The organism is Caulobacter sp. SRI_008 (assembly GCF_057586355.1).
Genome location: NZ_JBYCZS010000005.1, coordinates 70621 through 93673, shown reverse-complemented (window position 1 = coordinate 93673; position 23053 = coordinate 70621). Strand labels below are relative to the sequence as shown.

General features: G+C 67.8%; 19 protein-coding genes. 6 read left to right on the top strand and 13 right to left on the bottom strand.

From position 1 onward, the window contains the following. Window positions 1–26 precede the first annotated feature (26 nt). The gene (der, locus tag AC2YHT_RS06330; RefSeq protein WP_487288737.1) at window positions 27–1820 is read left to right on the top strand and encodes a ribosome biogenesis GTPase Der; all 1794 of its coding nucleotides are present in this window, start codon (window positions 27–29) and stop codon (window positions 1818–1820) included. Between the two features lie 18 nt (window positions 1821–1838). Here der and AC2YHT_RS06325 read toward each other — a convergent pair whose 3' ends face one another. The 6 genes from AC2YHT_RS06325 to radA all read right to left on the bottom strand — a co-directional run bounded on the left by AC2YHT_RS06325 (window position 1839) and on the right by radA (window position 9043). Further along, window positions 1839–3362: a methyl-accepting chemotaxis protein gene (locus AC2YHT_RS06325; RefSeq protein ID WP_487288736.1), complete on the bottom strand. Its 1524-nt coding sequence runs from the start codon at window positions 3360–3362 to the stop codon at window positions 1839–1841. A 272-nt stretch (window positions 3363–3634) separates the two neighbouring features. Then, window positions 3635–4384, bottom strand: coding sequence for an SDR family NAD(P)-dependent oxidoreductase (locus tag AC2YHT_RS06320; RefSeq protein ID WP_487288734.1), 750 nt, complete (start codon window positions 4382–4384; stop codon window positions 3635–3637). 39 nt (window positions 4385–4423) lie between these two features. After that, window positions 4424–5407 carry a bile acid:sodium symporter family protein gene (locus AC2YHT_RS06315; RefSeq protein ID WP_487288732.1) on the bottom strand — a complete coding sequence of 328 codons (984 nt, stop codon included), beginning with the start codon at window positions 5405–5407 and terminating at the stop codon, window positions 4424–4426. Window positions 5408–5544: 137 nt separating this feature from the next. Then, on the bottom strand, window positions 5545–7044 hold the full coding sequence (purF, locus tag AC2YHT_RS06310) for an amidophosphoribosyltransferase (protein WP_487288731.1): 1500 nt from the start codon (window positions 7042–7044) through the stop codon (window positions 5545–5547). Beyond that, window positions 7041–7664 (bottom strand): CvpA family protein, encoded by a 624-nt coding sequence (locus AC2YHT_RS06305; RefSeq protein ID WP_487288730.1) that lies wholly within the window; start codon window positions 7662–7664, stop codon window positions 7041–7043. Before AC2YHT_RS06305 ends, purF begins: the two co-directional genes overlap by 4 nt. Continuing rightward, the gene (radA, locus tag AC2YHT_RS06300) at window positions 7661–9043 is read right to left on the bottom strand and encodes a DNA repair protein RadA (RefSeq protein ID WP_487288729.1); all 1383 of its coding nucleotides are present in this window, start codon (window positions 9041–9043) and stop codon (window positions 7661–7663) included. Before radA ends, AC2YHT_RS06305 begins: the two co-directional genes overlap by 4 nt. 223 nt (window positions 9044–9266) lie before the next feature. On the opposite strand from radA, the gene AC2YHT_RS06295 reads away from it, so the two are divergent. Beyond that, complete coding sequence (locus AC2YHT_RS06295) at window positions 9267–10409, top strand: Yip1 family protein (RefSeq protein WP_487288728.1); 1143 nt, start codon at window positions 9267–9269, stop codon at window positions 10407–10409. A 17-nt stretch (window positions 10410–10426) separates the two neighbouring features. Here the strand turns inward: AC2YHT_RS06295 and alr are convergent, their stop codons facing one another. From alr to rpsF, 7 genes are all read right to left on the bottom strand, one after another. After that, window positions 10427–11509: an alanine racemase gene (gene alr / locus AC2YHT_RS06290; protein ID WP_487288727.1), complete on the bottom strand. Its 1083-nt coding sequence runs from the start codon at window positions 11507–11509 to the stop codon at window positions 10427–10429. A gap of 74 nt (window positions 11510–11583) precedes the next feature. Then, window positions 11584–12270 carry a MarC family protein gene (locus AC2YHT_RS06285; RefSeq protein WP_487288726.1) on the bottom strand — a complete coding sequence of 229 codons (687 nt, stop codon included), beginning with the start codon at window positions 12268–12270 and terminating at the stop codon, window positions 11584–11586. A 63-nt stretch (window positions 12271–12333) separates the two neighbouring features. After that, entirely contained in the window at window positions 12334–13854 is a 1521-nt protein-coding gene (locus tag AC2YHT_RS06280) for a replicative DNA helicase (protein ID WP_487288725.1), read from the bottom strand. A 151-nt stretch (window positions 13855–14005) separates the two neighbouring features. Continuing rightward, window positions 14006–16414, bottom strand: coding sequence for a TonB-dependent receptor plug domain-containing protein (locus tag AC2YHT_RS06275; protein ID WP_487288724.1), 2409 nt, complete (start codon window positions 16412–16414; stop codon window positions 14006–14008). Window positions 16415–16609: 195 nt separating this feature from the next. Beyond that, complete coding sequence (gene rplI / locus AC2YHT_RS06270; RefSeq protein ID WP_487288722.1) at window positions 16610–17194, bottom strand: 50S ribosomal protein L9; 585 nt, start codon at window positions 17192–17194, stop codon at window positions 16610–16612. Window positions 17195–17207: 13 nt separating this feature from the next. Next, window positions 17208–17486 carry a 30S ribosomal protein S18 gene (gene rpsR, locus AC2YHT_RS06265; protein WP_058346420.1) on the bottom strand — a complete coding sequence of 93 codons (279 nt, stop codon included), beginning with the start codon at window positions 17484–17486 and terminating at the stop codon, window positions 17208–17210. A 14-nt stretch (window positions 17487–17500) separates the two neighbouring features. Then, window positions 17501–17908, bottom strand: a complete 408-nt coding sequence (gene rpsF / locus AC2YHT_RS06260; protein WP_110117828.1) for a 30S ribosomal protein S6 — start codon at window positions 17906–17908, stop codon at window positions 17501–17503. Window positions 17909–18173: 265 nt separating this feature from the next. On the opposite strand from rpsF, the gene AC2YHT_RS06255 reads away from it, so the two are divergent. The 4 genes from AC2YHT_RS06255 (at window position 18174) to AC2YHT_RS06240 (ending at window position 22901) form a co-directional block, all read left to right on the top strand. Next, the gene (locus AC2YHT_RS06255) at window positions 18174–18308 is read left to right on the top strand and encodes a hypothetical protein (RefSeq protein WP_487288720.1); all 135 of its coding nucleotides are present in this window, start codon (window positions 18174–18176) and stop codon (window positions 18306–18308) included. A 483-nt stretch (window positions 18309–18791) separates the two neighbouring features. Beyond that, complete coding sequence (locus tag AC2YHT_RS06250) at window positions 18792–19562, top strand: hypothetical protein (RefSeq protein WP_487288719.1); 771 nt, start codon at window positions 18792–18794, stop codon at window positions 19560–19562. Between the two features lie 375 nt (window positions 19563–19937). After that, window positions 19938–20594: a hypothetical protein gene (locus tag AC2YHT_RS06245; protein ID WP_487288718.1), complete on the top strand. Its 657-nt coding sequence runs from the start codon at window positions 19938–19940 to the stop codon at window positions 20592–20594. A gap of 144 nt (window positions 20595–20738) precedes the next feature. Beyond that, window positions 20739–22901 (top strand): TonB-dependent receptor, encoded by a 2163-nt coding sequence (locus AC2YHT_RS06240; protein WP_487288717.1) that lies wholly within the window; start codon window positions 20739–20741, stop codon window positions 22899–22901. The last annotated feature ends 152 nt before the right edge of the window (window positions 22902–23053 follow it).

Sequence of the window (23053 nt, the reverse complement as noted above, 5' to 3'; positions counted from 1 at the left end):
CCGGAAAAATCGACTACTGACCGCCTATGCCTTTGAAACTCGCCATCGTCGGCCGCCCCAATGTGGGCAAGTCCACGCTGTTCAACCGTCTGGCCGGCAGGAAGCTGGCCCTGGTCGACGATCAGCCGGGGGTCACGCGTGACCGCCGCTTCGCGCACGGCCGCCTCGGCGACCTCGATCTGGAGCTGATCGACACCGCCGGCTTCGAGGACGTCACCGACGAGAGCCTGGAAGCGCGCATGCGCGCCCAGACCGAGCTCGCCATCGACGAAGCCGATGTCGCGCTCTTCGTGTTCGACGCCCGCGAGGGCCTGACGCCGCTCGACAAGATCTTCGCCGAGATGCTGCGCCGCCGGAACAAGCCGGTGGTGGTCGCCGCCAACAAGTCGGAAGGCAAGCAGGCCGAGGCCGGCGCCGCCGAGGCCCACCGCCTGGGCCTGGGCGAGCCGATCCCGATCAGCGGCGAGCACGGCGAGGGCATGGCCGACCTCTATGCGGCGCTGCTGGCGGTGACGCCCGACGAGCTGCAGGAAGAGTTCGAGGACTACGACGACGACAGCAAGCCGATCAAGATCGCCATCATCGGCCGTCCGAACGCCGGCAAGTCGACCCTGGTCAACCGCCTGATCGGCGAGCAGCGCCTGCTGACCGGCCCCGAGGCCGGCATCACCCGCGATTCGATCTCGGTCGACTGGACCTGGGACGGCCGCAAGATCCGCCTCGTCGACACCGCCGGCCTGCGCAAAAAGGCCAAGGTCAACGAGAAGCTCGAGAAGCTTTCCACCCAGGACACCATCCGCTCGCTGACCTTCGCCGAGGTCGTGCTGCTGGTGATGGACGCCACCCACCCGTTCGAGACCCAGGACCTGCAGATCGCCGACCTGGCCGAGCGGGAAGGGCGCTGCGTCGTCTTCGTGCTGGCCAAGTGGGACCTGATCGAGGATCCGGGCCAGATCCTGAAGGAATTCAACGAGCACGCCGAGCGCATGCTGCCTCAGCTGCGCGGCGCGCCCGTCGTGGCCCTGTCGGGCGAGACCGGCCGTGGCGTCGAGCGCCTGATGCCGGCGGTGATCAAAACGCACCGCGACTGGTCGACCAAGGTCAAGACCCGCGACCTGAACGACTGGCTGCAACTGGCCATGCAACGCCACCCGCCGCCCTCGATCGGCGGTAAGCGCGTGAAGCCGAAGTACATGGCCCAGACCAAGGCCCGTCCGCCGACCTTCGTGCTGTTCTCCAGCCGCGCCGACCAGATGCCCGATCACTATCGGCGCTATCTGGTGAACAGCCTGCGGGAAAGCTTCGACCTGCCGGGCGTGCCGCTGCGCATCACCATCAAGTCGGGCGCCAATCCCTATGCCGAGCCCGAGCAGGGGCATGTGGTTCGCGGGAAACGCGCCTTCGAGAAGAAGGAAGCCGAGAAGGCGCGCCTGAAGGCCTCGCGCAACACGGTCAAGAAGTCGGCCCAGAGGGCGGCGATCCTGGCCGAAGCGCCGGCGGACGACAGCGCGGCTGCGCCCAGCAAGCCTGTCCCGACCAAGGCCGTTTCCAGCAAGCCCGCTTCTGGCAAGCGCGCTGGGGCCATCAAGGGCGACGCCGCCAAGGGCGAAGCGCCCGTCAAGGCCGATACCGGCAAGGCGGCGGTCAAGTCGGTGAAGCCGCAGGGCCCCAAGGCCCAGAAGAAGGTTTCGACCACCCCGAGCTACAAGGTCGGGACGAAGGCCGCGGGCGGCAAGGCCGGCGGTCCGCGTCGTCCGGTGGCCGGTTCGCGCGTGGTGCGCGGCAACAAGACGCCCGGCGGCAAGCCCAAGGGGCGCTAGTTCAAGGTTGGGAGGAGCCTAGAACTCCTCCCAGTCCTGGCTGACCGCGGCGGCGGCGGAGCCCGAGCCGGGGCGGCCCGAACCAGCATTGAACGACTGGGCGATGCGGCTCTGAGCCGCGGCGACCGGGTTGGACGCCGGTCGCGGGGCCGGAGCAGGGCGGGCGACCGGCTCGGCCTCCTCGGCCCCGATGTCGAACAGCGAGACCAGTTCCGACAGGGCCGAGGCCTCGTTGCGCAGGCTGGCGGCGGCGGCGGTGGCTTCCTCCACCATGGCGGCGTTGCGTTGGGTCACCTGGTCCATCTGGTTGATGGCGGTGTTGACCTGGTTGAGGCCGCCGGCCTGCTCGTGGGCCGACTGGGCGATCTCGGAAATCAGGGTGTCGATCTCGGCGATCCGCCCGACGATGCCGTTCAGCGACTGGCCGGTGTCGCTCACCAGCTTGGCGCCGCGGTCGACCTGGGCGCTGCTGTTGGCGATCAGGGTCTTGATCTCCTTGGCGGCCTCGGCCGAGCGCTGGGCCAGGGCCCGCACTTCCTGGGCGACGACGGCGAAGCCGCGGCCCGCCTCGCCAGCCCGGGCGGCCTCCACGCCGGCGTTCAGCGCCAGCAGATTGGTCTGGAAGGCGATCTCGTCGATCACCCCGATGATCTGGCCGATCTTGCCCGAGCTCTGCTCGATCTCGCCCATCGCCGCGATGGCGTCGCGCATGATCTCGCCCGAGCGGGTCACTTCCTGGCGCGTGGTCGAGGCGGCGGTCGAGGCGGACTTGGCGCCGTCGGCGCTGCGGCGCACGGTGGCGGTGATCTCGTCGAGGGCGGCGGCCGTCTCTTCCAGGCTGGCGGCCTGCTGTTCGGTGCGCTTGGAGAGGTCCTCCGAGGCGATGGTGATCTCGTTGGAGCCGCTGCGCACGCCATTGGCCGAGTTGGCGATGGAGTTCATTGCCTTGCGCATGGCGCCCAGCGCCAGATTGTAGTCGCTCTTGATCGAGGCGAAGCGGCCCTCGAAGGCGGCCGTGATCTCGGCGGTCAGGTCGCCGGCGGCCAGGCGCTTGAGGTTGTCGGCCAGGGTCAGCACCACGGCGCCTTGCTCGGCCTCGGTCTTACGCAGCGTCTCGTTGGCCAGCCGCTCATGCTCGGCCTGGGTGATGTCGGTGCAGAACTTGATGACCTTGCAGGGCTTGCCGTCCGCGTCGAACACGGGGTTGTAGGCGCCCTGGATCCAGATCTCGACGCCGCCCTTGCCCTGGCGCTGGAACTTGCCGGCGAAGAACTCGCCGCGGCCCAGGTTCAGCCAGAACTGCTTGTACTCGTCGCTGCGGGCGAACTCCGGATCGGCGAACATGCTGTGGTGGCGGCCGCGGATCTCTTCCAGCGAATAGCCCACCGTTTTCAGGAAGTTGGTGTTGGCCGTTAGGATCGTGCCGTCGAGTTCGAACTCGATGACCGCCTGCGAGCGATGGATCGCCGCGACGGTGGCCTCGAGCTCGGCGAGGCGCTGGTCGGCGGTGTCGCGACCGCGCTTGAACGACAGGAAAGACATTCGGATCCGAGCTCCGCCGGAGGCAGCGGCGAGTTCCGCCACGACCCAAGGGTGAGCTTTGATCCGTTATCTCCCGCTTAACAACGTTCTTCGAAATCTTGCGTCAGGTGCGTCGGATTGACGCGAACAACAATTTCAACGCCTTAAGTCCCATTGTCGACTTAGTGGCCTATTGCAGATCGTAGACGATCCGGCGAAATCCGCGATTTCTGATATCCTGATTTTACTTGGAATACGTAATCTGCACCTGGGATTGCTTAACAGCCATTCGTTCAGCCGAGACTGGCGGCTTCCTGGCCGCGTTCCTTGAAGCGAATGACGCCTCGCGGAGGCTCGCGCCCAGGGCGAGACAGGTCGACGACGAAGGGCGCGATCTCGGCGGGATCCTGCACGGTGGCCTGATCCTCGCCCGGGAAGGCGAGCGCCCGCATCTTGGTGCGCATGGCGCCCGGGTCGATGCAGAAGGCCCGCACGGCGGTGTTCTCCATCTCGTCGGCATAGCAGTCGACGATGGCCTCCAGCCCGGCCTTGGAAGCGGCGTAGGCGCCCCAGAAGGCCCGGTGGCTCTTGGCGACGCTGCTGGTCAGGAAGATGGCCCGGCCGGCGTCGGAGGCGCGCAGCAGCGGGTCCATGGCCCGGATCAGCCGCCAGTTGGCCGTCAGGTTGGTCGACAGGATCATGTCCCAGCCCTTGGGGTCCAGGTGTCCTACCGGCGTCAGGGCGCCCAGCACGCCGGCGGCGCCGACCAGGATGTCGAGCTTGCCGAAGCGCTGGTGCAGGGCCGCGCCCAGGTGATCCAGGCCGTCGGCCTCGCGCAGGTCCAGCGGGACCAGGGTGGCGTGTTCGCCGGTGGCGGCCAGGATCGCGTCGTCCAGGGCCTCCAGCGCGCCCTGGGTGCGGCCCAGGGCCACGACATGGGCGCCGGCCTGCGCCAGGCCCAGCGCGATGGCGCGGCCGATACCGCGCGTGGCGCCGGTGACGAGGGCGATGCGGCCGGCCAGCGGCGTGTCGGTGGTGGTCATGAACGTTTCCTGCGCCTCTGACGGGCGATATTGAAGGTCTTAGGCCTCGTCGGCGGGCCGCGCGCCGTAGCGCTGCGCCAGCACCGAACAGGCCATCAGCTGGATCTGGTGGAAGATCATCAGCGGCAGCACCAGCACCCCGGCCGTCGCGCCGGGGAACAGGATGCCGGCCATCGGCACGCCGGTGGCCAGGCTCTTCTTGGAGCCGCAGAACACGATGGCCACCTCGTCGGCCTTGGAGAAGCCCAGCGCCCGGGCGCCGAACATCGTGGCCAGCATGACGAGCGTGAGCAGCACGCCGCACACCAGCAGCAGCACGATCAGCTCCAGCGGCGAAACCTTGTGCCAGAGACCCTCGACCACGGCGGCGCTGAAGGCCGAATAGACCACCAGCAGGATCGAGCCGCGATCCACGCGCCCGACCAGGGTCTTGTGCTTCTCGATCCACTTGCCGGCCAGCGGCCGCGCCAACTGGCCGGCCACGAACGGCAGCAGCAGCTGGACGACGATCGACTGGATCGACTCCCAGCCGCCGACATCGCCGTGGGCGTTCATCAAGAGGCCCACCAGCACCGGCGTCAGGAAGATCCCGAACAGGTTCGAGGCCGAGGCCGCGCAGACGGCGGCGGCGACGTTGCCGCGACCGATCGAGGTGAAGGCGATCGAAGACTGCACGGTGGACGGCAGGCAGGCCAGGAACACCATCCCCGCGGCCATGGTCGGCGACAGCACGCCAGCCTTGCTGATCGCCAGTCCCAGGACCGGGAACAGCAGGAAGGTGAAGGCCAGGATCGTCAGGTGCAGCCGCCAGTGGGTGATCCCGGCGACCACGGCCTCGCGCGACAGCTTGGCGCCGTGCAGGAAGAACAGCAGCGCGATGGCGACCTTCACCACCCAGCCGGTGATCTCGGCCGCCTGGCCCCGCACCGGCAGGAACGAGGCCAGCACCACCATGCTGAACAGCGCGATGATGTAGGCGTCGATCTTCAGCTTGGAGAGGACGGCGGAGACGGGATTGGCCAAGGGGCGACTCTCACAAAGGTCGTCGCCCGGCGTTGGCGGGCGACCCGAGCGGCCGGAAGATCAAAGCGGATTGGCCGTATACCGGGTTAGCGCAGCTTGGGTCCTTCGAACAAGCCGAAGGACCCGAAAGGCTGGCGTCAGGCGCTGAGCAGCGACAGCTGCTTTTCGACCTGGTCGTTGCGGCCCTCGGCGATCTCGCGATCGGTCAGGCGCGTGGGGTAGTCGCCGGTGAAGTAGTGGTCGGTGAACTGCGGGGCGGCCGGATCGCGCGGGGCGCAGTCCAGGGCCTCGTACAGGCCTTCGACCGACAGGAAGCCCAGGCTGTCCACTTCCAGGAACTTGGCCATCTCTTCCAGCGATTTGGTCGCCGCCAGCAACTGTTCGCGCTCGGGCATGTCGATGCCGTAGAAGTCGGGCCACTTGATCGGCGGGCTGGCCGAGCGCAGGTGCACTTCCTTGGCGCCGGCCTCGCGGACCATGCGGACGATCTTCAGCGAGGTGGTGCCGCGCACGATCGAGTCGTCGATCAGGATGACGCGCTTGCCTTCCAGCACGGCGCGGTTGGGGCTGTGCTTCATGCGCACGCCCAGTTCGCGCACGCCCTGGGTCGGCTGGATGAAGGTGCGGCCCACATAGTGGTTGCGGATGATGCCCAGGTCGAAGGGCAGGCCGCTCTCGGCCGCGTAGCCGATCGCCGCCGGCACGCCGCTGTCGGGCACCGGCACCACGACGTCGGCCTCGACGCCGGTCTCGATGGCCAGGCGGCGGCCCATGCGCTTGCGCACTTCATAGACCGAGCGGCCGTTCACGACGCTGTCGGGACGGGCGAAGTAGACATATTCGAACACGCAGGGGCGGGCGGCCGGGGCCGCGAACGGCCGCAGCGACTTCACGCCGGTGTCGCTGATCACCACCATCTCGCCGTGCTCGACGTCGCGCACGAAGCGGGCGCCGATCATGTCGAGGGCGCAGGTTTCCGAGGCCAGGACGGGCTTGCCGTCCAGGTCGCCCAGCACCAGCGGGCGGATGCCCAGCGGGTCGCGCACGCCGATCATCTTCTTGTTGGTGATGGCCACCAGGGCGTAGCCGCCTTCGATCTGGCCGATGGCGTCGATGAAGCGATCGACGATGCGGGCCTTACGCGAACGGGCGATCAGGTGAAGGATCACCTCGCTGTCCGAGGTCGACTGGAAGATCGCGCCTTCCTGCACCAGGCGCTCGCGCAGGGTCAGGAAGTTGGTCAGGTTGCCGTTGTGGGCCAGGGCCAGGCCGCCCGTCTCCAGGTCGGCGAACATCGGCTGGACGTTGCGGATGCCGCTGCCGCCGGCCGTGGAGTAGCGGGTGTGGCCGATGGCCATGTGGCCCGGCAGGCGCTGGACGAGGTCGGCGCCGGTGAAGGCGTCGCCCACGTGGCCCATGTGTCGTTCGGTGTGGAAGCGCTGGCCGTCGAAGGCGGCGATGCCGCAGGCCTCTTGCCCCCGGTGCTGCAGGGCGTGCAGGCCCAGCGCCGCGATGGCCGAGGCGTCCCGCGCGCCGAACACGCCGAACACGCCGCACTCCAGGCGCAGGGTGTCATCCTCGGGATCACGCCAGGGCATGGACGAGAAGCGGTCGGTCGACTGGCCGAAAGACGTCATCGCGATTTCTCCACCAGATCGTCGGACTTTCGACGCTGGTCCTTATCATAGCCTTCTTCGCCACGGTCGGCGTCGGACGGTTTGTCGCTGGCGCCGTCGCGGACCGCGTCCTCGATGGCGGGGGCCAGCTTGCCGGCAAGTCCGGCGCCCTTTGGGGCGAACACCTTCAGCACCCGGGCGCTGGCGTTGGACAGCGGATAGAAGATCGAGTCCGACACCCAGGCCGGCACGCGGTCGCGCGGCGTGGCCATGTGGAACACGAGGTTGAAGACGCCCAGAACGACGAGGGCGCGCAGCAGGCCAAAGCCCAGGCCCACCAGGCGATCCAGCATGCCCAGCGCGCCGTCGGCGTGCAGGGTCTTGGTCAGTTGGCCGCCGATGAAGCGCAAGGTCACGAAGGCGACGACGAAGGTGACCAGGATCGCGGCGGCCGTGGCCGCCCAGTCCGGGTCCATCAATTCGCGGAAGAGGGGGCCGGTCAGGCGCAGGCCCAGCAGGGCGATGACAGCGGCGACGATGAACGACAGCGCCGAGGTCAGCTCGCGCGAGGCGCCGCGAAAAAAACCCACGGCGCCGGAAACCAGCAGGATCAGTCCGGCGATGATGTCGAACGGCGTCACGCGTGCGAGCTCCAGATGTCGTTCTCGATTCTACGGACCGCGTCGGCCAGTCGCGCCGCGCCGGCCACCGGCAGGGCGCCGCCGCCTTCGGGCAGGCCCGACAGCGGTCCCAGCGCGCGGCCGAACCCCAGCTTGGCGGCTTCCTTCAAACGCGACTCCATTCGGCTCACGGGCCGGATCTCGCCGGAGAGGCTGACCTCGCCGAACACCACGCAGTCCTGCGGCAGGGCGACATCCATGGCCGAAGAGGCCAGAGCGGCCGCCGCCGCGAGGTCGGCGGCGGGTTCGGTGATCCTCAGCCCGCCGGCGACGTTCAGATAGACGTCCTTGTCGCCAAAACCAAGGCCGCACCGCGATTCAAGCACGGCGAGCACCATGGCCAGGCGTCCGGAATCCCATCCGACCACGGCGCGTCTGGGCGTTCCGTAGGCGGACGGGGCCACCAGGGCCTGGAATTCCACCAGAACCGGGCGCGAGCCCTCGATGCCGGCGAACACCGCCGCCCCGGCCGCGCGCTCGCCGCCTTCGTTGAGGAACAGGGCCGAGGGGTTCTTCACTTCGCGCAGGCCGATGTCGCCCATCTCGAAGACGCCGATCTCGTCGGTGGCCCCGAAACGGTTCTTGGCCCCGCGCAGGATGCGGAACGGATAGCCGCGCTCGCCCTCGAAGCTCAGCACGGCGTCGACCAGGTGCTCGACCACGCGCGGGCCGGCGATCTGGCCGTCCTTGGTGACGTGGCCGACCAGCAGGATCGCCACGCCCTGTTTCTTGGCCAGGCGCACCAGTTCGGTGGCGCATGCCCGCACCTGGGTGACCGTGCCGGGGCCGGCCTCGTGGGCGTCGCTCCACATGGTCTGGATCGAGTCGATGACCACCAGGTCGAACTTGTCGCGCTTCAGCCCGTCTAGGATGTCGCGCAGGCTGCTCTCGGCCGCCAGCTTCACCGGCGCGCCGGCCAGGCCCATGCGGTCGGCGCGGCCGCGGATCTGCTCCACGGCCTCCTCGCCCGAGATGTAGGCGCAGGACACGCCGCGGCTCGAGGCGTTGGCGCAGACCTGCAGCAGCAGAGTCGATTTGCCCACGCCCGGGTCGCCGCCGATCAGGATCGCCGAGCCCGGCACCACGCCGCCGCCGCAGACCCGGTCGAACTCGTCGACGCCGGTCAGGATGCGGGGCGGGGCGGGGGTGTCGCTTTCGAGACCCGTGAACTGGAGGCCGCGGTTGCGCGTGGCCTTGGTGGCCGACAGGCTGCCGGGCGCGCGGACGCCGACCTCCTCGACGAGGGTGTTCCAGCTCTGGCAGGCGGGGCATTGCCCGGCCCACTTGGTCTGGACCGCCCCGCAGGACTGGCAGGCGTAGACGGCGCCGTCGCGGGCCATGGGGTCTTCCTGATTCTCGAATGGGTGGAGACTACAGGCTGGAGCGTCCCTGCGCCAAAGCCGGACGCAGCTGCATCGGCCCAGCCTGTCGCCGAACCTTGTTCCCGTTTTGCGCGCGTTGCGTATAGATAGACACCGGGGGGCGCAGACTCAGGATCTTTCTGGAGGCGCCTAAATGTCCGTGGTCGAACCCGGAGTTGTTTCGTCCGATCTCGTAAGCCGCGTGAAGCGGCTTCTACTTTCTCCATCCGCCGAGTGGGAGCGGATCGACCCGGAACCCGCCACCATCAAGGGGCTCTACGTCGGATACGTCTGCATCCTGGCGGCTATTCCGGCGATCGCGGGCCTGGTGGGCAGCCTGGTCTTCGGCAATGGGATCCCCGGCCTGGCCGTCATCAAGCCCGCGCCGATCCCGGCCATCATCGGCACGGTCGTGGCCTATGGCCTGTCGCTGCTGTCGGTGTTCCTGCTGGCGCTGATCATCGACGCCCTGGCGCCGTCCTTCGATGGCCAGAAGAACAGGCTCCAGGCCTTCAAGGTCGCCGCCTATTCCAACACCGCGGGCTGGGTGGCCGGGATTTTCAGCATCTTCCCGGCGCTGGGGATCATCGGCGGCCTGCTGGGCCTCTACGGTCTCTATCTGCTCTATACCGGCCTGCCGCGGCTGATGAAGTCATCCAAGGAGAAGTCACTCGGCTACACCGCCGTGACGGTGATCTGCGCCATCGCGCTGTTCTTCGCCGTGGCCCTGGTCACCAGCACGATCGCGGGCGCGCTCGCGCTCGGCAGCTATGCGGCCAGTTCCAAGGTCTCCGGCGACGGCGGCTCGCTGACGGTCGGCGGCAACACGGTCGATCTCGGCAAGATGCAGGCCGCCTCCAAGCAGCTGGAAGCCGCCGCCGCCTCGGCCGAAGCCGGCAAGGGCAAGCCGCTGACCTCGACCGACGTGCTCAAGGGCTTCCTGCCGGCCTCGTCGGGCGGTTTCGCGCGCACCACGCTCGAGGCCCACTCGGCCGGCGCCGACGGCGCGGGCATGGCCTCGGCCCAGGGCGACTACGAGAAGGACGGCCGCCGCTTCAGCCTGGCCGTCACCGATCTGGGTGCGCTGGCGGGGCTGACGGCCATGGCCTCGGCCATGAACGCCCAGACCTCGACCGAAACCGCCACCGGCTACGAGAAGACCAGCACCGCTGGCGGCCGCCTGGTCTCTGAAAAGTGGGACCGCGAGGCCAAGTCCGGCAGCTACAGCATCGTCGTGGGCAACCGCTTCACGATCGAGGCCAATGGCGAGGCCGACAGCGTCGACGACCTCAAGAAGGCCGTGGCCTCGGTCGATGCGGGCCGGCTCGAAGGCCTGGCGAAGTAAGGGAAAAGGGCGGGGCCTCAGGCCTCGCCCAGCACCACCCGGCGCGCGCGGCCGGCCAGACGCACCAGCAGCTCGTAGCTGGTCGTGCCCGCCGCGGCGGCCGCGTCGTCCACCGGCAGGTTGGGGCCGAACAGCTCCACCATCGCGCCGGGGCGGGCGGCGTCGCAGTCGGTGATCTCCACCGCGATCAGGTCCATCGACACGCGACCCAGGATCCGTCGGCGCGCGCCGTCGAACCACACATGACCGGCGGGGCTGGTCGAGCGCAGCACGCCGTCGGCATAGCCGCAGGCCAGGATCGCCACGCGGGTGGTCTCGGTCGCGGTGAAAGCCGCGCCATAGCCGATCGACTCGCCGCGCGGCACCACCCGCACCTGCAGGATCGGCGCTTCGAGCGTCGCCACGGCCTTGATCCGGTCGTCGGCCACGTCGCGCGGCCCGCCGCCATAGAGGCTGATCCCCGGCCGGCACTGGTCGAAGCGATACGCCTCGCCCAGGAAGATCCCGGCCGAATTGGCCAGGCTCCGGCGGGCGTTGGGAAACAGGGCGGCCGCGTCGGTGAAGCGGGTCAGCTGGCGGCCGTTGAGCGGATGCTCCGGCTCGCCGCCGCAGGCCAGGTGGCTGATCACCAGCGACACGTTCAGATGCTTGAGGCGATCCATCGAGGCCGTCAGCACCGCGGCCTCCTCGTGGCGCAGGCCCAGGCGGTTCATGCCGGTGTCGATGTGGATCGCCGCTTCCAGCGTTTCCTTGCCGGCCTGGCTGTTCCAGGCCTCGACCTGCGGCAGGCTGTTGAGCACGGGGATCAAGCCGGCCTGCACCAGCGTCGGCCCAGAGCCCGGCGTCGCCCCGTCCAGCACGTGGATCGCCGCCTCGCGCTCGCCCAGGGCCTTGCGCAGGGCCACGCCTTCCGAAAGCCGCGCGACATAGAAGGCCCGCGCCCCTTCGTCCCACAGACGGCGGGCGACCAGGCCCGCGCCCAGGCCGTAGCCGTCGGCCTTCACCGCCGGCGCGAGCTCGGTCCCGCCGGCCTGCGCCTTGAGGGTCGCGTAGTTGGCCGCGAGGGCGTCCAGGTCGAGGGTCAGGCGAGCTTCGGTCACGGCTGCGGAGGTAGCCGACCCGCGTCGCCAAGGCCAGTGCAGATCCTGTGGAGATGCGTCCCGGCGCGCCCGGATCACCGGGTGGCCAGGAACTGCGTCACCAGGGCCTCGACGCCGCTGGCGACGATCTGCACGCCGATGCACATCAGCAGGAACGCCATCAGCCGCGACATCACCCGCGCGCCGTTGACGCCCAGCAGGGCCAGAACCCGGTCCGAGGCGCGGTAGAACGCCCAGACCATCAGGGCGATGACGGCGACGGCCAGGCTGGCGCCCAGGAAGAACGGCGCGACCGAATGGCCCTCGGCTGGGCGCTGGGAGGAGAGGGCGATGGCCACCGAGATCGCGCCCGGTCCCGTCGTGAACGGCATGGTCAGCGGGAAGAAGGCCATGTCCTCGGCCCGGCCCTTGGCGGGCGAGGCTGCCTGGTCGGCCTTGCGCTCTTCGTGCTCTTCCGGGGTCATCAGGAGCGCCCAGGCGCGGATCGCCACGACGAGGCCGCCGGCCACCCGCAGCGCCCCCAGGCTGACCCCGAAGAAGTTCAGCACGTAGCCGCCCAGCAGCAGCGAGCCCAGCAGGATGCAGAAGGCGTAGAGCGCGATGGTCGGCGCCAGGCGCCGGCGCGTCTCGGCCGGATGGTCGGCCAGCATCTGGTGGAAGATCAGCGCCGCCCCGACAGGATTGACGATCGAGAACAGGGCCGGGAAGGCCAGCAGGAACGCCCCGACGAAGGTCGTGACGGGCAGGGGGCTGAAGTCCATCGAGCGAGGCCTCTTCCTGAATCGCGCGCCGAGCCTCGCCCGGCGCGCGTCCGGAAGGAAACGCTATTCGTCGCTGCCCGACCGCATCTGGTGGAAATAGTGGTCGCGCGACAGGTTGCCGAAGCGAGTGGTGTCGCTGTTGAACGACAGGCGCACCGTGCCGATGGGACCGTGACGCTGCTTGGCGATGATCACCTCGGCCAAGCCTTGCAGCTTGTCCATCTCTTCCTGCCAGGTCAGGTGTTCGGGCGTGCCCTCGCGCGGCTCGGCCCGGCCGACATAGTAGCTTTCGCGGAACACGAACCAGACCATGTCGGCGTCCTGCTCGATCGAGCCGGATTCACGAAGGTCCGACAGCTGCGGCCGCTTGTCCTCGCGGCTTTCGACCTGACGCGACAGCTGTGACAGGGCGATGACCGGACAGGCCAGTTCCTTGGCCAGGGCCTTGAGGCCCATGGTGATCTGCGAGACTTCCTGCACGCGGCTGGCGTTGGACCCCAGGTCCGAGCCGGTGACCAGCTGGAGATAGTCGACGACGACGAGGTCGAGGCCGACCTGGCGCTTCAGGCGTCGCGCCCGGGCGGTCAGCTTGGCGATGGAGATACCACCGGTGGCGTCGATATAGAGCGGCGCTTCCTGCAGCTCCATGGCCGCGTCGCGCACCCGGCCGAACTCCGAAGCGTCGATCTCGCCCTTGCGGAGCTTGTCGCCCGACACGCCCGAGGCGTCGGCCAGCATACGCAGGGCCAGCTGCTCGGCGCTCATTTCCAGCGAGTAGAAGGCCACCACCCCGCCGCTGACGGTCTTGCGGCTGCCGTCCGGCTGGGGCTCCCAGGCGTATTTCTTGGCGACGTTGAAGGCGATGTTGGTCGCCAGCGCGGTCTTGCCCATCGACGGGCGGCCGGCCAGCACGATCAAGTCGGAAGGGTGCAGACCGCCGATCTTCTGGTCGAGGTCGATCAGGTCCGAGGCCAGGCCCGACATGCCGCCGTCGCGCTGGAAGGCCTCGGCGGTCATCTCGACGGCGCCGCGCAGGGCGTCGCCGAAGCTGACGAAGCCGGAGCTGGCCGTGCCGCTTTCGGCCAGGGTGTAGAGCTGCTGTTCGGCGGACTCGATCTGGTCGCGGGCCGGGCGCTTCTCGTCGCCATGGCCGTGGGCGGCCGCGGCGATCTCGCCGCCGATGCGGATCAGGTCGCGGCGCAGGGCCAGGTCGAACACCGCCCGGGCGTAGTCGCCGACATTGGCGGCCGGCGGGGCGCGGTCCACCAGGTCGGCCAGGTAGCGGATGCCGCCCAGCTCCTGGAACGCCGTGTCGTGCTTGAACTCGTCGGCCAGCAGGATCGGCTCGGCCAGCTGGCCCTTGCGGATGTGCGTCTCGATCGAGCTGAACAGCCGCTGGTGGAAGGGCTCGTAGAAGTGGCGCCCCTGCAGGCTGTCGGTCAGCCGCTCATAGGCCGAGTTGTCGTACAGCAGCACGCCCAGCAGCGCCTGCTCGGCTTCCAGGTTGTGCGGGGCGACAGCGATAGTGGGGGCGTCCTGCGCCGGAGGGCGCAGATCGAGGGCAGGGACCAGAGACATCGCCATAAGTTAACGCGAACGCCGTCTGGATGCCCGCGTCGAGCGTGGTCAACGGCGAAGATGAACGGGGACAGTTCTGTGCATAACTTTCGCTTACGACAGAAGGGGACGTGGCGTTCCCGCTACGTCCCCCTCGCGCCTTACGTCAGGTCAGGTTTCACCAGTTGTAGCTGACCCGGGTGTAGAGGAACCGGCCGTTGAAGCCGAACGGCGAGTAGTTGGGGAAACCGACCACGCCGCTGGTGCTGTTGACGGCCGCCGGGGTGCGGTTGGGATACTCGTCGAACAGGTTGTTGGCGCCGACGGCCCAGGTCAGGTTCTCGCCGAAGGCGCGGCGGGCTTCCAGGTCGATCACCGCCTTGCGGCCGGTCCAGTAGTCGAGCGAGGCCGTGGCGTTTGGCTGCAGCACGGTGCCGTAACCGGTCAGCTTCAAGGTCGCGCCCCAGGGGCCGTTGCTCCAGTCACCGCTGGCGACGAACTTGGTGCGCGGCGTGCCCCGCTCGAAGGTCAGGACGTTGACCCGACCGAACAGGGTCGGCGGGACCGGCAGCGACGACAGGGTGTTGGTCGTCGGCAGGCGGGTGACCTCGGTCTCGTTGTAGTTGCCCGCCAGGGTCAGGTCGAAGCGACCGGCTTCTTCGGCGTCCAGGCGGTAGCGCACCACCACGTCGACGCCCTTGGTGGTGGTGTCGACGCCGTTGATGAAGAACCGCGCGGTGGTCACGCCGTAGGGCTGGAGCAGGGTGTAGATCGCCTGCTGGGTCGCCGTGCCGGTGGCGCTGCCCTGGATGTTCTCCGAAAGCACGATGCGGTTGTCGATATCGATCTGGTAGGCGTCGACCGTCACTTCCAGCGGGCCGCGGCGATAGACCAGGCCCAGCGAGTAGTTGGTGCTCTCTTCAGGCTCCAGGGCCTTGGCGCCCAGCACCTGCGACACGGCGCTGGTGGCCGGGAAGGTGCCGACTTCGGTCGCCGCGCCGCTGATGATGTTGGTCGAGGTGGCGGTGAAGTACTGCTGCTGCAGGGCCGGAGCGCGGAAGCCGGTCGACACCGCGCCGCGCAGGGCGAAGCTGTCGGTGAAGTCGTAGCGCGCGGCGATCTTGCCGGTCGTGGTCGAGCCGAAGTCGGAATAGTCCTCGAAGCGGGCGGCGACGTCGATGTCCAGCTTGTCGGTGATCTGGCTGTCGAGGTCGATATAGAGGCTGTAGTTGTCGCGGGTGACGTCGACCTCGTTGCTCGGGCGGAAGCCCGGGAAGCCCTGCGCGCCGGCGGCCAGGTTGTTGTAGCCGCCATTGGCCCACGAGGCGGTCTCACCGGCCACGATCTCATAGCCTTCCTTGCGGTACTCCGCGCCGAACGCCAGGGTCGAGGGCTGGGCGAAGGCGGCGATCTCCAGCGGACGGGTGATGTCCAGCGAGGCCACCGTCTGCCGGTACTTCATCGAGCCGGCGTAGAACGAGGTCGGCGAGGTCGGGCCGTACGAGGCGTTCAGGCTGTCCTTCACGCCATAGTCGATGTCGTTCTCGCCGTAGGTGACGCTGGCGTCGATCGTGTAGGCGCCCAGCTCGCCCTTGGTGCCGAAGGCGAAGTTGTAGTCGTCGATGTCGGTGGTGATCTTCGGCAGGAAGCCGTTCGGATAGATCGAGGCGATGTTATTGGCGTTGTTGGCCAGGCGCGGGAAGGCCGCGCTCTCGCCCTCGCGCTTCTGGTAGCCGGCCCAGCCGTAGAGGCTCCAGGTCTCGTTCAGCGGCAGGCCGGCGTTGGCGAAGATCGACTTGCTCTCGACCTCGGCGTCGCCGTAGCGGCCGGTCACGACGCCCGGGCTGAAGGCCGACGAGACGTCGCTGCGGTTGGTCGGGTTGCGCTTGGACCAGTCGCCGGTGAGCGTCAAAAAGCCGTCGTTGGGCAGGGTGAAGCCCTGCCAGATCGAGGCGGTGTAGGTGACGCCGTCATGGGCCTTGCGGCCGTCGGTGTCGCGGGCGGTCTTCACCTCGGTGTCGTAGAGGCCGTAGCTGGCCGTGGCGCCGCCGCCGGTGCGGGCTTCGCGCAGGCGCAGGTTGACGACGCCGGCGATGGCGTCCGAGCCGTACTGGGCGGCGGCGCCTTCACGCAGGATCTCGACGCGGTCGAGGGCGGCGGTCGGAATGGTGTTGAGGTCGAAGGCGGCCGAGCCGCGGCCGACCGCGCCGTTGATGTTGACCAGGGCGGCGGCGTGGCCGCGCTTGCCGTTCAGCAGCACCAGGGTCTGGTCGGGGGCAAGGCCCCGCAGGGTGGCCGGACGCACCGAGTCGGTGCCGTCCACGGCCGACGGGCGCGGGAAGTTCAGCGACGGCGCCAGGGTCGACAGCGCCTGGGCCAGTTCGGTCGAGCCCTGGCGGGTCAGGGCCTTGCTGTCGACCACGTCGACCGGCGAGACCGTGTCGAGGCGCGAGCGGCCGGCGGTGCGGGTGCCGGTGACGACCAGTTCCTCGACCGTGGTCTGGTCGTCGGGCGCGGTCTGGGCGTGGGCCGAGAAGGCCAGGGCGGACGCCGACGCGGCGGCGAGCAGAAGCAGTTTGGAACGCATGAGATAACCCCTCTCGAACTCTGTCGGGCGGGGTCGCATGGATGCGGCTCTTGTATCCGACAGGTGGATAGACGGACACGAACTTGGTTGACCGGGGCGCAGCTTACAATCTGAGCAATTCTAGCCGTTGGCGCAGAAAAAAACGGCGCGGATTGCTCCGCGCCGTTTTCATCAGTCTGCGAATGACCTGACGGATCAGGCTTCGTAGTGGTCGCCTTCGTGCGAACCGGCGCCACCTTCCAGCATGTCCTGGGCGGCTTCGGCGTCGGCAGCGCGATCTTCTTCGAATTGCGAGGCGATGACGTTTTCGCCGCGCGCTTGGCGATCGGCTTCGTCTTGGCTGCGCGCGATGTTGAGGGTGACCGTGACGGTCACATCGGCGTGCAGCTTCACCTTCACTTCGTGGACGCCCAGCGTCTTGATCGGCTTATCCAGCACGATCATCGAGCGGTCGACCTTGCCGCCTTCGGCCTTGATGGCGTCGGCGACGTCGCGGCCCGCGACCGAACCGTACAGCTGGCCGCTTTCGCCAGCTTGACGGATCAGGACGTACTGCGTGCCGTCCAGCGACTCACCGGACTTGCCGGCGGCTTCGCGGTTGCGGACGTTGCGGGCTTCGATCTCGGCGCGTTGCGCTTCGAAAGCCTTCAGGTTGTTCGAGTTGGCGCGGAGAGCCTTCTGGCGCGGCAGCAGGAAGTTACGGGCGTAGCCGTCCTTCACCGTCACCACGTCGCCCAGGACGCCCTTGCCTTCGACTCGTTCGAGCAGGATCACTTTCATCGTGGCGTCTCCCTTACTTCACGACGTAGGGGAGCAGAGCCAGGAAGCGGGCGCGCTTGATGGCCTTGGCCAGTTCGCGTTGCTTCTTGGCCGACACCGCGGTGATGCGCGACGGCACGATCTTGCCGCGTTCGGAAACGTAACGCTGCAGCAGCTTCACGTCCTTGTAGTCGATCTTCGGCGCGTTGGCGCCCGAGAACGGGCAAACCTTGCGGCGACGGAAGAACGGGCGGCGGGCGCCGCCAGCGGCGGCGGCCGGAGCCGCGGCTTCGGGAGCAGTCGTATCGGTCATGATCTATTTCTCCCTTACGCTTGCGGGGCGAAGTCTTCGCGCGGACGCTCAGAACGCTCAGGGCGGTCCGAACGCTCGGGGCGATCGCTGCGCTCACGGTCGCGACGGGCCAGAACCGGCGACAGTTCCAGGTCCAGCTCTTCCACGCGGATGGTCAGGAAACGCAGCACGTCTTCGTTGATCGACAGCTGGCGCTCCAGTTCCTTCACCGCCGGCGCCGGGGCGTCGATGGCGAGCAGGGAGTAGTGGCCCTTGCGGTTCTTCTTGATGCGATAGGTGAGGTTACGCAGACCCCAGTATTCGATCTTGGCGATGTGACCACCACCTTCTTCGATCAGGGTCTTGATTTGCTCGTTGAGAGCTTCGGCCTGTTGCGGCGAAATGTCCTGCCGCGCGATGACCACGTGTTCGTAGAACGACATGTTTTCCTTCTTCCGTTGAGGAAGGCGGCGTGGTCGGCGACGGAAGTCCGACGGCCACGATGGATCCTGTGCGACGAGCGGGAAAATCCCGGCCCAATGAAGGGTTCGCGCAAGACCGCCTTCCGTGAGAGCGCGCGCTATTACAGGAAACAGGGCCAGGAGGCAAGGCGAGGATCGGGTTGGTGGTGCACCAGTTTGAGATAGGCCGTTGAATTAAGCGCCTACTCGGCGCGCGGTGTGGCTAGGCGAAACCAAGGAGGTCGCCATGCACCACCGAACCGACATCATCCACCTGAGCCGGGGCGCGCAGCAACTTTCGATCGGCTGTGAATTCGGGAACGGCGCGGCGCGCTACATCGGCTCTATAGACGGGAACCGCTGGGTGCTCGAATTGCCGTGATGGCGTGGGAAAGAAGGGCGGCGGTGGATCAGCCGCTGGAACCTGGACCCCGTTTTATCGCCTCGAAGATGCCCAGGCCGCTGCGGAGGAGATGGAGCCGGGGAGCGCGTCGGTTTGCTCGATGTGCCTGGGGGAGTACCGGAATCTGGGTGGTGGACGATGAGACCGGCAACGTCATCCCAGATGCGTCTCGCCTAATCGAGTTGAATAAGCTTAGCTGCAACGAGGAGGCGACCGATGGTCCAGGCAGACCCGTTGACGTGGTTGCCTTGGGCGGAGGCGAACCAAGGCACGCTGTCGCTGCTGCCAGGTCACGACTAACTGGAGGGCATTTCCAGCATGACTTCTAATGGCGACCCTAAGCGTGATGGAAGTGACGAGCTTGAGGCTCGATTAGCGAAGGACAGGAGCGATCTCCGCAAACTGCTAGGAATGGCCGCCTTCCTTGTCGTTGCGATGTCCCTTCTCTTTGGGGCGTCGGACATGATCAAAATCATGAACGGCCAAGAGGTGTCCCGCAATGCTGCCAGCAATTGCCGCACCGATAGCCACACAGATCGCTGCGAAAGTAGAGTGAATAGCGCCCGGAGCATCACGACCGCTGAGGACGCAGTCCGCATAGGCCTCTGGCAAACGGTTCTGAATGTAGCGGGCATTACAGGACTTGCCGCCACGATCATTTATGCGCGGCGAGCGTGGCTCGCTGCTCGCGATAGTGCCGATGCGGACAACAAAACGCTCCAAGCCACTCGTGAAGCTCTGAAGCAATCCGAACGTGTGTCTCAAGCTGAACTGCGACCGTGGGTAAACATATCCATCAAGACCGTTAAGGTTCTGATCGCGGACCACGAAAGCGGATATGCCAACATCCAGTTTGAGCTTTCCAACGTCGGAAACAGCCCAGCTACTGGCGTGGCGATCAACGGCGAAGGCGTGACCCATGACGAGCCTTACGCTCTTAGCGTTGCCGATAGACTGATCCGAGAGGACCGCGACGCCAAAATCGAACACGGAGGAATGCCGACCATCGGCATCTCGATCTTCCCTGGCGAGACGGCGCCCTTGGGTCGTGCCTACGAGGTCCATAAGCGCGGGCACATGGCGCTTGTCGCCGGGTACGTGGAGTATCTTTCCGACATCACCGGGCAGGTCCATTACACGCCGTGGGCTTACGAAATCCGATACTTCGGACCCCAGGGGGATGAGGTTGAGGCCGAAGCCATCAAGTTTTTTCTGACCACCAGCCCCACCTAGCGCCAGCAGCACCCCAAGCACCGACACCCCAAGCACCGACACCCCAATCACGCCCCACCGCCGATCTCGGTGTACGTGCTTGCTATGTCACACCGAGAAGACACGTTGAGGAAGTGGGCTTCCTTTCGGTTTTCTAACTCCCGACTTGAAACTGGTGCACCTCCACCGGGTCCAGGCCCGGTGGAGGCCCGGTGGAGGCCCGGTGGAGGCCCAATGGAAGCCCCGTGGAGGCCTTATACTATGGCGCCCGAAATGCGTGCGCGGCGGCGCGGGTCTGTGTCCTTCCGAAACCTTCGTGTCGATTTCGACCTCGAAACAGGCTTTCGTTGCGGAAGTCAGCTTGCCGTTAACACCTTCGGTGGCTAGGGAAGAGGCATGCGGGGCAGCATTCTCAAGAGCCTGATCGTCGGCGGCGCTTTTGCGCTCATGATGTCGGCCGCCCCGACCTTCGCCCAGACCCTGCTGAAGAAGCCCGACCTGTCGGTGTCTTCCAACGACGGCCGCTTCACGGGCTATTCGGCCGCCCTGCCGATGGACCTGTCGACCGACGCCGAGCGCGTCGACTTCACGGCCAAGGTGGCGGGCAATATCGAGCAGCCCACCTACGACGTGAACCTGAACCTGACGGCCAAGGCCGAGCAGGGCCCCAGCCCGCACGCCATGGCCCTGGGCGCCTCGCTCAACAAGCGCGAGGCCGGCTTCCGCTCGTCGATGTCGCGCCTGTTCGGTTTCGGCGACCTGCCCAAGTCGAACTATGTCAGCCTGTCGGTCGACATGAACGCCACGCGCTCGATGATCGTGCCGGCCGCCATCCCGCTGGCCCGCGCCAACCTGCGCTCGGCCCTGACGCTGGACGGCCGCCAGGTCGTCGCCATCGGCTTCGGCGGCGGCACCATGGGCGACGAGGGCGTCGACTTCAGCCTGATCCGTCCGTTCGACATCCCGGCCGAGTTCTCGGTCAGCGTCCGCGCCGAGGACGAACGCGTCCAGGACGGCCGCTTCATGGTCAAGCTGGTCAAGGCCAACTGGTAGCCTCCGGCGCAGCCGCGCCGCTTTCCTGACAATCCGTCGCCGCCGACCCGCGCCGCTGTCCGACCATCGGGCGCCGCGCAGGGCGGGTTTGCGCGCAGGCTCGCGTCTTTCCCTCCTGACCGCTCCACCAGAGGGGGAGCGGAAATGCGAAAATCGGTTCTATGCGGCGCGGCCGCCATCGGCGCCATCCTGGCCGGGGTCACGCCGGCCTTGGCTCAGGAAAACCCGACCACGGTCGAGGACCTGGTCGTCACCGCCCAGCGGCGCGAGCAGAAGCTGCAGGACGCGCCCGTCGCCGTCAGCGCTTTCGGGGCCAAGGCGCTGGACCAGCTGCAGATCACCAAGGTCGAGACCCTGGGCGCGGCCGTGCCCAGCCTCTACGTCTCGCAGATCAGCGCTTCGCCCTCGACCATCCAGGTCGCCCTGCGCGGGGCGCTGGACCAGACCGGCGGCATGATCACCTCCGAGCCGCCCGTCGGCATCTATGTCGACGACGTCTACCAGGCCCGCCTGTCGGTCGCGAACCTCGACCTGGCCGACGTCACCCGGGTGGAGGTGCTGCGCGGGCCGCAGGGCACGCTCTATGGCCGCAACTCGATGACCGGCGCGCTGAAATACGTGACCCGCCAGCCCGGCGACGCGGCCGGCGGCGCGCTGGAGGCCTCGTGGGGCGACTACGGCCTGCAGCGCTACAAGGCCAGCGCCGGCGGGGCGATCACCGACCATGTCGGCGCCACGGTCTCGGCCCTGTTCTCCGAACGCGATGGCTGGCAGGAGAACACCGCCCTCAACAAGAAGGTCGGCGCCCGCCGCGACGCCGGGGTCCGCCTGGCGCTGGGCCTCGTCGACACCGGCCCGTTCAGCGCGACGGTCTCGGCCGCCTACGCCCGCACCGACACCGACGGCCAGCACTTCTCGCCGCTCGACCCGGTCACGCTGAAGCCCCTGGCCGGCGGCGACTTCGGCTCGACCCGCTCGCCGCTCAACACCGACACCAAGACCGAGCAGAAGAGCCTGGCCCTCCACCTCGGCTACGACCTCGGCGCCGTGCAGCTGAAGTCGATCACCGCCTATCAGCGCCTCGACGACCGCTGGACGCTCGACTTCTCGGGCGGCCTTGTGGCCGGCGCCGGCCTCGTCGCCGGCTTCCTGCGCGGCAGCCAGACCGAGCAGGAGCAGTCCAGCCAGGAGTTCCAGGCCCTGGGCGAGTCCTTCGACGGCCGCCTGCAATGGATCGGCGGCCTGTTCTGGTTCAAGGAGACCGGAAGCCAGGTGCTGTCCGACACCATCGGCGCGGGCATCTACGGGTCCTACGCCGTGCCGCTGCTGCCGACGACCATCCACGCCACCTCGGAAAGCGTCGCCGCCTACGGCCAGCTGGAATGGCGCTTCACCGACCGCCTGAAGGGCTCGGCCGGCCTGCGCTGGACCAAGGACGAAAAGACCATCGCCGGCGCGATCCAGAACGGCCTGGCCGCCTATCCGGCCAGCCTGACCAGCCGATCCAACGAGGGCGAGTGGAAGGTCTGGACCCCGAAGTTCAATCTTCAGTACGACGTCTCCGACGACGTCATGGTCTACGGCACGATCGCGCGGGGCTACCGCGCCGGCGGGTTCGTGGCCCTGTCGATCGCCGAGCCCTCGATCTTCACCAAGGCCTATGACCCCGAGACCGTCTGGTCCTACGAGGCCGGCGCCAAGATCGAGGCCTTCGAGCATCGCGCCCGCCTCAACCTGGCCGCCTACGTCGAACAGCTGAAGGACCTGCAGCAGAACGTCATCAGCAACGGCTCGATCCTGACCCAGAACGCCGCCGAGGCCCGGATCGCCGGCCTGGAGCTCGAGGCGGCCGCCACGCCGGTGAAGGGGCTTGACCTCTTCGCCTCGCTGGCCCTGACCGACGCCGAGTACGAGAAGCTCGACGCCTCCACCGCCGCCGCCCAGGCCGGGGCCAAGACCCTGCCGCTGGTCTCCAAGGTCCAGGCCCAGGTCGGCGGAACCTGGCGCATCGAGCCGGAGGTGCTGAAGGGCGGGGCGATCATCGTCTCGGCCGACTACAGCCACCGCGGCCCGCGCTACGCCGAGGCGACCAATGCGCAGGCCGGCCGCATCGGCGCGGTCGATCGCGTCAACGCCGGCGTCGCCTGGGAATCGCCCTCGGCCGCTTGGCGGGTTTTCGTGCAGGGCCGCAACGTCCTCGACGCCAAGGACTACGTCTCGGGCGCGGTCTTCATCCCCGGCCTGATCGTCTACCGCCTGGCCGACGAACCGGCGATGTGGAGCGCTGGGGTGAAGGTGAAGTTCTAGGACCCCTAGCTTCGTCATCCCGGAAGCCGCGCAGCGGCTATCCGGGACCCAGGGGACTGGGCGCGGCGGGCGGATCAAGCGCCCAAAGCGCTCGCTGGCGCATTTCCGCCGCCCCTGGGTCCCGGCTCTTCGCTTCGCTACGGCCGGGATGA